Below are 9,600 nucleotides of genomic sequence, written 5' to 3'. Positions count from 1 at the left end.
ACAGCGGCGCCGGATCAATTTGCAAGCAAACAGCATCCCGCGCAGCGAAAACCTGCGGAAACGATTACTTCCGCAGGTCTCAAAACTTCGTCACGTCAACGCCTTGCGAGTTCTTCACGGATGACTATTGCGCAAGGCTCTGGTCACGCCCCCGTGGACGGCGCGCGACCGCGACAGACTCGTGCACGCCTTTGCGATCACGCTCATCGGCTGGTTTCTGGCGGCGACCGTCTCGGCGTGGCTCGGCGCTTACCACGCGACCCCAGGAACAATGCCGACGATACAATACGCGCTGCTCACGCCGATTATCATCGGCGCGTGGCTGATTTGGCGTTCTCCGACCGTCGGCCTGATCATCGACGCGATCCCGCAGCAATGGCTGGTGGGCTTCCAAATATTTCGCATTCTCGGCGGAATCTTCCTGGTCCTTTACGCGATAGGGAAGATGCCGGGCGTTTTCGCCTGGCCAGCCGGCATCGGCGACCTGCTGGTCGGCGCCCTTGCCCCGGTGGTCGCGATAGCCTATGCGCGCGCGCCGCGCGTGAACGTCGATCTGGTCCTGTGGTGGAACATTCTCGGCCTCTTAGACCTCATCGTCGCGCTCGCAACCGGCGTCGGCAGTTCGCCATCAGCGATTCAGGTGACGGCGTTCGATCAGCCGAACGAACTAATCTCTATGTTCCCGCTCGTTCTGGTTCCCGCCTTCCTTGTTCCGCTGTGGATATTGCTGCACATCGCGTCGCTGACGAAATTGCGCCGGGACGTCGCATTCCACAAGAAGCCCCATGGCGTCGCCATATCGCGCATGTGAGGCGTCGGCTATGCCTCGTCCTGGGCGATCGCCATGTTTTTCATTTCCGCGATCGCTTTCGCCGGAGACAGCGACTTCGGGCAGACCTGCGTGCAATTCATGATCGTGTGGCAGCGGTAGAGGCGGAACACGTCGTCGACATAGGAGACGCGATCCTTCGTCGCTTCGTCGCGCGAATCCTGCACCCAGCGGAACGCCTGCAGCAGCGCCGCCGGACCCAGAAAACGGTCGGAATTCCACCAATAGCTCGGACAGGCGGTCGAGCAGCAGGCGCACAGGATGCACTCATAAAGTCCGTCGAGCTTCGCCCGCTGCTCCGGCGACTGCAGCCGCTCCTTTTCCGGGTCGGCCCCCGCCCTCAGCCAGGGCTCGATCGCGGCGTGCTGCTCATAGAAGATCGTGAGATCGGGCACGAGGTCCTTGACCACCGCCATATGCGGCAGCGGATAGATTTTGATCGCGCCCTCGATCTCATCCATGCCCTTGGTGCAGGCGAGCGTGTTTAAGCCGTCGATATTCATCGAGCAGGAGCCGCAGATGCCCTCGCGGCAGGAACGGCGGAAAGTCAGCGTCGGATCGATCCCGTTCTTGATCCAGATCAGCGCGTCGAGGACCATCGGCCCGCAATCGTCGGCGTCGATGAAATAAGTATCAAGGCGCGGATTGGCGCCGTCCTCGGGGTTCCACCGATAGATGCGCAATTCGCGCACACGCTCGGCGCCTTCGGGCCTCGGCCAGGTCTTGCCTTCGCCGACGACGGAGTTTTTGGGAAGGGCGAATTCTACCATCTCAATACACCCGCGCCTTTGGCTCGATGTAAGCGACCTCGTTTGTCATCGTGTAGCTGTGCACCGGGCGGTAGTCGATCGAGGCGGTCTTTCGCTCGCGATCGATCGTCGCCAGCGTATGTTTCATCCAGTTCTTGTCGTCGCGGTTGGGGAAATCCTCGCGCGCATGGGCGCCGCGCGACTCGGTGCGGTTGGCGGCGCTCTCCATCGTCGTGACCGCCTGCACGATGAGATTGTCATATTCGAGCGTTTCGATCAGATCGGAATTCCAGATCAGCGAGCGATCGGCGATCTTGACGTTGGCGCCGTCGCGCCACACCGCGTTGATCTGTTCGACGCCCTCGGCGAGAACCTCGCCGGTGCGATAGACGGCGCAATGCGACTGCATCGTGCGTTGCATCCGATCGCGCAACGTCGCGGTCGAAACCGTTCCATTGGCGTTACGGAAGAAATCCAGCCGCGACAGCGCGAGTTCCGCCGAGTCTGCGGGCAGCTCCGGCTGCGTATCGTTCGGCTTGATGAGTTCGGCGGCGCGCAGCCCCGCGGCGCGGCCGAAGACGACGAGATCGATCAGCGAATTGGAGCCAAGTCGATTGGCGCCATGCACCGAGACGCAGGCCGCTTCGCCAAGCGCCATCAAGCCCGGCACCACTTCATCAGGATTGCCGTCGCGCTTATGCAGCGCCTCGCCGTGAAAATTCGTGGGTATGCCGCCCATGTTGTAATGCACCGTCGGAATGATCGGGATCGGCTGGCGAGTCACGTCGACGCCGGCGAAGATCTTGGCGCTCTCCGAAATGCCCGGCAGCCGCTCGTGCAAAATCTGCGGATCGAGATGTTCGAGATGCAGATAAGCGTGATCCTTGCTTTTGCCGACGCCGCGGCCTTCGCGAATCTCGACGGTGATGGCGCGCGAGACCATGTCGCGCGGCGCGAGATCCTTCACCGAGGGCGCATAGCGCTCCATGAAGCGCTCGCCTTCGCTGTTGGTCAGATAGCCGCCCTCGCCGCGTGCGCCTTCGGTGATCAGACAGCCTGCGCCATAAATTCCGGTCGGATGAAACTGCACGAACTCCATGTCCTGCAGCGGCAGTCCCGCGCGCAGCACCATGGCGTTGCCGTCGCCGGTGCAGGTGTGCGCCGACGTCGCCGAGAGATAGGCGCGGCCATAGCCGCCGGTCGCGAGCACGGTGAGCGCGGCGCGAAAGCGATGGATGGTTCCGTCGTCAATCTTCAGGCAAACGACGCCGCGGCAGGCGCCGTCCTGATCCATGATCAGATCGATCGCAAAGAACTCGACGAAGAATTTGGTGTTGAGCTTCAACGCCTGCCCATACATCGTATGGAGCATCGCATGGCCGGTGCGATCGGCGGCCGCGCAGGTGCGCTGCGCCGGCGGACCCTTGCCGAAATCGGTCGTCATGCCGCCGAACGGTCGCTGATAGATCGTGCCTTCGCTCGTGCGCGAGAAGGGAACGCCCCAATGCTCCAATTCATAGACGGCGGGCGGCGCGTTGCGGCACATATATTCGATCGCGTCCTGGTCGCCGAGCCAGTCGGAGCCCTTGACGGTGTCGTACATGTGCCATTTCCAATTGTCCGGCCCCATATTGCCGAGCGCGGCGGCGATGCCGCCCTGCGCCGCCACCGTGTGCGAACGGGTTGGAAAGACCTTGGTGACGCAAGCGACGTTCAATCCCGACTCGGCGCAGCCGACGACGGCGCGAAGCCCCGATCCGCCGGCGCCGACGACGACCACGTCAAAGGTGTGATCAACGATCGGATACGCCCGGCCGCCAACCGACACATTTGATGCTGGACCCTGTGCAACCATCGTCACGCCTTCTCAAGATGTCATTCGATCGAACGCAGTTTCGCTGCGTCGTTACCAGGCGAGTTCATTGATATCGAACAAGCGCCGACGCCGGCATCGTCCGATTACTTCGGGGCGGCGATGAGGAGGATGGCGAGCGCCCAGAACGCCGCAATCGCGCGCGACGCCCATAGATTCGCGACGAACGCCTGCGCTTTCAAAGCTTCGTCATGCACATAGTCCTCGATGATGTCGTCCATGCCCTTACGAGCATGGATCATGCCGATGACGCCGAAAGCGAGAAGCACGAGCGCGGGAATCGGTCTGCCAATTTCGACGCGAACTCCGTCGAACGATTTGCCCGCGAGACCGAGAATCCACCACGCGCTCAATACGCCGAGCGGCGCCAGCGCATAGGACGTCAGGCGCATGAAACGCGCGTGAGGCGAACCGCCGTGGTCGGAGACATAGGCGTCGCCGGACCCGGTTCGACCGCTCTTGAATCTTGTCGCGACCGTCATGAGTTCGCTCCGCTTAGCTCGCCAGCGTCTTGAAGATGTAAAGGAGCAGCGTCAGCAGGATTCCGCCGACGAGCGTCCCTTGGGCCATCAGTTCGCGCCCCTGCGGGTCCATATACAGGCCGCGATCCCAGAACGCGTGACGCACGCCGCCAAGGAGATGATGGAAGATCGCCCAAACGATCATCAAAATGATGAGATTGCCGATGAAGCCCGAGGCGATCCAGGCGACGGCGGCGAACGCGTCGCCGCCGATAGCGACGCCGAGCAGGAAAAGCGTCAGCAACGCCATGCCGACGTAAAGCCCCGCGCCGGTGATGCGATGGGCGATCGACATCATCATCGTCAGGATCGGCTTGAAGATCGTCAGATGCGGCGACAGCGGCCGCTGCGCGGCGAGCCTGTCTGTGTCAGCGTCGGCCATATGAAACCCTCTCGCATGCGGCCGATCTGCTTCTCGGAACGCTTCCAAGCAGATAATTCAATTGTTGCAGCGCCGCAACCACGAGCCGTCAGCGACGTCCAGACATGCAAAAGCCCCGTCGCCGGGGCTTTTGCCGCTCACGTCATACAACTTTCGCGTTCAGTAGGCCGCCGCCGCCGGTCCGGGCGCAAACATCCAGTTGAAACGGTAGTTGACGCCGGCGCGGACAGTATTGAGATGCGCGCGTTGCTGGGTTTCGATGACGAAGGGTCCGACGAATGTCGGGCCGTAATTCGCGCCGAAATTCGCGTAAAGATATTCGACCTTGGCCGACCAATTCGGCAGGAAGGCGTATTCGAGCCCACCGCCGGCGGTCCAGCCAGTTCCAGTGCGCGTCTGAGAACCGAGCCATCCGTAGTTGAGACTTAGGTCGCCATAGGCGAAGCCGCCGGTTCCATAGAGGAGCAGCTGCGAGTTCATGAGCGACACGCCGGCGCGGCCGCGCAACGTGCCGAACCAGCCGACGCTGCGCGACGCGCTAAACGGCTGGTTGGCGGAGCCGACGCTCGATCCCTGAAAATCGGTTTCGACGCCGGCGACGAAAAGCGGCGTGAATTGATAGTTGTAGCCGATCTGCGCGCCGCCGACGACGCCGCCTGTGCTGGGCGCGGTCGAGAATGGCGCCAGCCAGCTTGCATGGCTGTACTGATCGAGCCATCCGCCGCCGAGATTGAGGCCGATATACATGCCGGTCCAGGTCAAAATCGGCGGCGGCGGCGGAATATAGGCGGGCGGCGGACCATTGCGCGATGGCAGGTCTGCGGCCGATGCGGACATAACGGCCAGAGACGCCGCGACGGCGAGGCCGAACACTCGTTTTTTCATTAGACCCTCGGTGATGCGATCCTTAAACGGCAGCGCCCCCGCCGGGTTTAGAAATGAATGGCCAACAATGGCGTAATTGCGGATAAATTATACATAGTTTTCAATGATTAAGCGATATGCTTAGCCGTCGGTTAACGAGTCGGATTTACGACGCGATTTCTTAACTTCCGGCTCAGGACGTCCGCCGCAACCGGCCGGTTTGATGACCGTCCGCCCAAAGCGCGACAAGCGCCAGCGACGCGCAAAGCGCGCCCGCCCAGAAGGCGGCGGCGGGGCCAAACGCGTCCCAGAGCGCGCCGGCGCCGGCGCTTGCGGCGAGCAGCGCGACGCCGCTCGCCAGATTGAAGACCCCAAAGGCTGAGGCCCGCAGCGCCGCCGGCGCAACGTCGGCGACGAGCGTGGCGAGCAGGCCCTGGGTGAGGCCCATATGCAGGCCCCAGAGCGCCACGCCGAGCCACAGAAGCGGCAAATGTTCAGCGCTCGCGAGCGCGGCGTCGGCGGCGATCAGCGCGGCAAGGCCGGCCATCAGCGGCGTCTTGCGGTCGCCGCGATCGGAGAAGGCGCCGACAGGATAGGAAGCCCCGGCATAGACCACATTCATCGCGACGAGCACCAGCGGCGCGAGCGCCTCCGGCAGGCCGATGGCGCGCGCCTTCAGGATGAGGAAAGCCTCGGAAAAGCGGGCTAGGCTGAAGACGACGCCGATCGCCACGATCACCCAGAACGGACCGCCAAGCCGGCCGATTTCCTCAATATGCAGCGGGAAGCGCGCCGGCCGCGGCGGGCGGGACGATTGCGGCTCGCGCACGCCGAGCGAAAGAACCGCAACGGCGAGCGCCGCCGGGATTGTCGCGATCCAGAACACGAGCGGAATGCTGTTGGCGGAGAGCCACATGACGGCGACCGCAACCGCCGGCCCGAGAAAGGCGCCGACCGTGTCGAGCGACTGGCGAAGACCATAGGCCGCGCCGCGCACCGAGGCCGGCGCGAGATCGGCGACGAGCGCGTCGCGCGGCGCCCCGCGGATGCCCTTGCCGACGCGATCGATGAAGCGCGCGGCCATGATCCAGGCGATATTGGGGGCGAGGGGAAACATCGGCTTGGTCAGCGCCGCCAGCCCATAGCCGATGATCGCCAATTGCTTGCGCCTCCCAAACCAGTCCGAAAGCGCCCCGGAAAAAATCTTGACGATCGAGGCGGTCGCCTCGGCGACGCCCTCGATGACGCCGACTTCGGCCATCGAGGCGCCCATCGCGCCGACGAGATAGATCGGCAGCAGCGCATGGATCATCTCGGAGGAGAAATCCATCAGCAGCGAGACGACGCCAAGCGCCCAGACGCCAGAAGGAATGGCGCGCAGACGGAAACCTCCGCAGAAGTCATTCATGAACGCAAAGGGCTCGCGCGCGGTAACCCTCTCCCATCGGGAGAGGGTCGGTCCGAAGGACCGGGGAGAGGGGTTACGATTTCGCCGCTTCAGGCGCAAGGAACCCGCCTGAGTGTCGCAAAAATTCGATAGGGGGAAACCCCTCTCCCGGCCGCTTCGCAGCTGCGCTCTCCCGATGGGAGAGGGTTAGAGCGCTGCTACGCCTTCAGTGCCTGCGCGAGGCGCGAAACGCCGGTCTCGATCTCCTTTTCGGTGAGCGCGACGAAGCCCAGCATCAGCAACCGGTCGCCGCCGTCATTGTCGTCGAAGCGCAGCGCCGAGCCCGTCGCCAGCGAACAGACGCCGACGCCCGCGGCGAGCCCCCTTCTCTCCACTTCGGCGGCTTCCGGAAATCCGTCCGGCAGTTTCCACACAAGATGCATGCCCGCCTGATCGCCATAAATCTCGCAATCGCCGAAGTGGTTCTTGAGCGCATTGAGCAACGCGTCGCGCCGATCGCGATAGAGCTGGCGGATGCGCCGCAAATGGCGTCCGAATTCGCCACTCGACATGAAATCCGCCATCGCCGCCTGTTCGAGCCAGCTCTGGCCATTGTTCATCAGCATTTTCATCCGACGACCGGCTTCGGCAAGACGGCGCGGCAGCACGACATAGCCGAGGCGCAGTCCCGGCCCCATGCATTTCGAGAAAGTGCCGAGATAAATGACGCGCTCGTTGCGATCGAGGCCCTTGAGCGCGGTCAGCGGCGAGCCGACGAAACGGAAGTCGCTGTCGTAATCGTCCTCCATGACATAGGCGTCATATTGCGTCGCCCAGGCGAGGAGTTCGAGCCGGCGCTGCAGGCTCATCGTCACGCCGATCGGATATTGATGCGAGGGCGTGACATAGGCGACGGCGCCTGTCGTTTTCGGCAGCAGCGACACGTCGAGCCCGTCCTGGTCGACGGGCACGGGATGAAGCGTCGCGCCCAAACTTTCGAGCACGAAGGCCGCGCCCTGATAGCAAGGCGATTCGACGACCGCCGCGCAGCCGGGCGTCACCAGCAGGCGCCCGACCAGATTGAAACCATCCTGGCAGCCGCCGACGATGATGATCTGATCCGGATCGGCGACGACGCCGCGCGCCGGCGCGAGGTGTTTGGCGATCGCGCGCCGCAGCTCGAGCAGTCCGGCGGGGTCGCTATAGCTCGTGAGATTGGAGCCGACGGCCTTCAGGCGATTCTTGATGTGATGCGACCAGGCCTTGAGCGGAAAGGATCGCGCGTCGGGCCGGCCGACCCAGAAATCGGCGGCGAGACGGCGTCGCTCAGGATCGGCAAGGCGATGGGTGCGCAACGCGCCGCAAGGGGGCGGCGCTTCTTCGACGGCGCCCTGCTCTTTCGCCGGCGGCGCGCGATGATGCGCGGAGAGAAACGCCGTGTCCGGAAGGTCGGGCGAGACGAAGGTGCCAACATAGGGCTTGGTGCGGATATAGCCCTCGGCAATCAGCCGCTCATAGGCGAGAACCGCGGTGTTGCGCGACACGCCAAGCTGACTGCTCAGTTCGCGCGTGGTCGGCATCGGATCGTCGCCCTTGAGTTGCCCATTAAGGATCATCGAGCGAATCTGATCGAAGATCTGGTTCTGCAGAGTGGTCTTTTCCGACTCGGCCAGAATGATCGACAGCTGCACATGCCCGCTCTTAACGACGGGCGCGGGACGATCCATGCTCGTAAAGCTCATCGCTACACTCTCCTGGGCGCAGGCTAATGCGGCTTTATTTAAGGCGCATAGGTCCACAGGGAATGTAAGCTTTGGCGCCAAACATGGCGGCTTGCAGCTGATGACGCCGGCCAGAAGAAGAGAGGTTTTGGCCTGGCGCCATCAGGTTCCTCGTTCCTGGCGCTTTTGCTCGACGGCGGATTGCGGAATGCTGCGATGGCGCGTTGAGAGCGCCCAAATTTTCGAGGGAGACCGGAAATGCCGTTTTCGAATTCGCGCCTCATGCCGTTGGCGTTTTGGGCCGGCTTTCTCGCCCTGGGCCTCGCCACCAATCTCAGCCCGGCGCCAAAGGCCCGCGGCTTCGCAAGCGGCAAGCCCGAAATCAGCGTCGCCAGCGCGGCCGGCAAGCGTCTTCCCCTGCCGCTGATCCAGAATCAAACTCAGCCCACCGTTCGCGACTGAGCCCCCGATATTTGGACTTTTGGCCGCCGCGCGAGCGGCGTTTTTTTTGCGCCGAATTTCTATTTGCGCCGGGGCACGAGACGGTTGAGCGCCGTGATCGACAGGAAGCCGCCGATCCATGCGCCGACGGCTGCAAAGGCCACGTAAGCCCAGTTCGACGTGTAGCTGATGACGGCGAAAGCCGAGAGCAGATACCAGACGCTGCTCCAGGTGGCGGCGGCCACGCGCCGGCGTTCGGACACGGCCGCATTGAAGAACACATAGACCGCGTCGGTGATAGCGGTCGAGGCGGCGACGCCAATCCCGATCAGCGGGTCAATGTTAGGCAGGTCCATGGTCTCCTCCGCTCTGGCCCGTTTCGGGGGCGGAGGCAGCTATGGACGCGGCATTCGAGCGAGGCAATTCGAACCGAGCGAAAGGCCCGGCCCTTCGATCGGTCGAAAGACCCTGGCGCGCGAGAACCTATCGCCAATCGGCGCAAAGAACCACACCCGGCTAAGGTTGCGGCTAAGAGGCGACCGAGCCAAGAGAACGCGCCTGGCGGCGCGCTAATCCTCGTTTGGCCCGGTCTCGCCTTCCGCCTCGGCCTCGTCGGCGGCAAGTCCGAGCGACTCAGCCAAAGCCAGCCGTAGCAACAGCAAGGCCATTCGCTCAGGCACCGGCTCTTGGGTAACAGCCTCGAATGACAATCGCAGGGCTATTCCCACTTCCCGCTGGATCACCAGCGAGACTCGATCGTCGTCAGTTCGATTGGTCGGACACATGACCAACCTCCTGACATCTAAACGAACCGGCCCATCCGAAGTTCCGCG

General features: G+C 63.2%; 11 protein-coding genes. 2 read left to right on the top strand and 9 right to left on the bottom strand.

What is annotated here, in order from left to right:
* Nucleotides 1-127: 127 nt before the first annotated feature.
* Nucleotides 128-811, top strand: coding sequence for a hypothetical protein (locus AB7I51_RS03730; protein ID WP_428403015.1), 684 nt, complete (start codon nt 128-130; stop codon nt 809-811).
* An 8-nt stretch (nt 812-819) separates the two neighbouring features.
* Here AB7I51_RS03730 and AB7I51_RS03725 read toward each other — a convergent pair whose 3' ends face one another.
* From AB7I51_RS03725 to AB7I51_RS03695, 7 genes are all read right to left on the bottom strand, one after another.
* Nucleotides 820-1,599: a succinate dehydrogenase iron-sulfur subunit gene (locus tag AB7I51_RS03725; protein ID WP_428403016.1), complete on the bottom strand. Its 780-nt coding sequence runs from the start codon at nt 1,597-1,599 to the stop codon at nt 820-822.
* A 1-nt stretch (nt 1,600) separates the two neighbouring features.
* Nucleotides 1,601-3,433 carry a succinate dehydrogenase flavoprotein subunit gene (gene sdhA / locus AB7I51_RS03720; protein WP_428403017.1) on the bottom strand — a complete coding sequence of 611 codons (1,833 nt, stop codon included), beginning with the start codon at nt 3,431-3,433 and terminating at the stop codon, nt 1,601-1,603.
* Between the two features lie 104 nt (nt 3,434-3,537).
* Complete coding sequence (gene sdhD / locus AB7I51_RS03715; RefSeq protein ID WP_428403018.1) at nt 3,538-3,933, bottom strand: succinate dehydrogenase, hydrophobic membrane anchor protein; 396 nt, start codon at nt 3,931-3,933, stop codon at nt 3,538-3,540.
* Between the two features lie 13 nt (nt 3,934-3,946).
* Nucleotides 3,947-4,354: a succinate dehydrogenase, cytochrome b556 subunit gene (gene sdhC, locus AB7I51_RS03710; RefSeq protein ID WP_428403019.1), complete on the bottom strand. Its 408-nt coding sequence runs from the start codon at nt 4,352-4,354 to the stop codon at nt 3,947-3,949.
* 159 nt (nt 4,355-4,513) lie between these two features.
* The gene (locus AB7I51_RS03705) at nt 4,514-5,239 is read right to left on the bottom strand and encodes an outer membrane protein (RefSeq protein WP_428403020.1); all 726 of its coding nucleotides are present in this window, start codon (nt 5,237-5,239) and stop codon (nt 4,514-4,516) included.
* A 172-nt stretch (nt 5,240-5,411) separates the two neighbouring features.
* Nucleotides 5,412-6,626, bottom strand: a complete 1,215-nt coding sequence (locus tag AB7I51_RS03700) for an MFS transporter (RefSeq protein WP_428403021.1) — start codon at nt 6,624-6,626, stop codon at nt 5,412-5,414.
* A 197-nt stretch (nt 6,627-6,823) separates the two neighbouring features.
* Nucleotides 6,824-8,347 carry a PLP-dependent aminotransferase family protein gene (locus AB7I51_RS03695; RefSeq protein ID WP_428403022.1) on the bottom strand — a complete coding sequence of 508 codons (1,524 nt, stop codon included), beginning with the start codon at nt 8,345-8,347 and terminating at the stop codon, nt 6,824-6,826.
* Nucleotides 8,348-8,584: 237 nt separating this feature from the next.
* Here AB7I51_RS03695 and AB7I51_RS03690 point away from each other — a divergent pair, with 237 nt between their 5' ends.
* Nucleotides 8,585-8,788, top strand: coding sequence for a hypothetical protein (locus AB7I51_RS03690; RefSeq protein ID WP_428403023.1), 204 nt, complete (start codon nt 8,585-8,587; stop codon nt 8,786-8,788).
* A gap of 59 nt (nt 8,789-8,847) precedes the next feature.
* Here the strand turns inward: AB7I51_RS03690 and AB7I51_RS03685 are convergent, their stop codons facing one another.
* Nucleotides 8,848-9,123 carry a hypothetical protein gene (locus AB7I51_RS03685; protein ID WP_428403024.1) on the bottom strand — a complete coding sequence of 92 codons (276 nt, stop codon included), beginning with the start codon at nt 9,121-9,123 and terminating at the stop codon, nt 8,848-8,850.
* 213 nt (nt 9,124-9,336) lie between these two features.
* Nucleotides 9,337-9,552 (bottom strand): hypothetical protein, encoded by a 216-nt coding sequence (locus AB7I51_RS03680; protein ID WP_428403025.1) that lies wholly within the window; start codon nt 9,550-9,552, stop codon nt 9,337-9,339.
* Nucleotides 9,553-9,600: the final 48 nt, after the last annotated feature.

This window comes from Methylocystis sp., assembly GCF_050246715.1.
Classification (GTDB): Bacteria; Pseudomonadota; Alphaproteobacteria; order Rhizobiales; family Beijerinckiaceae; genus Methylocystis.
The sequence above is the reverse complement of the archived record's forward strand: the minus strand, read 5'-3'. Positions and strand labels throughout refer to the sequence as shown.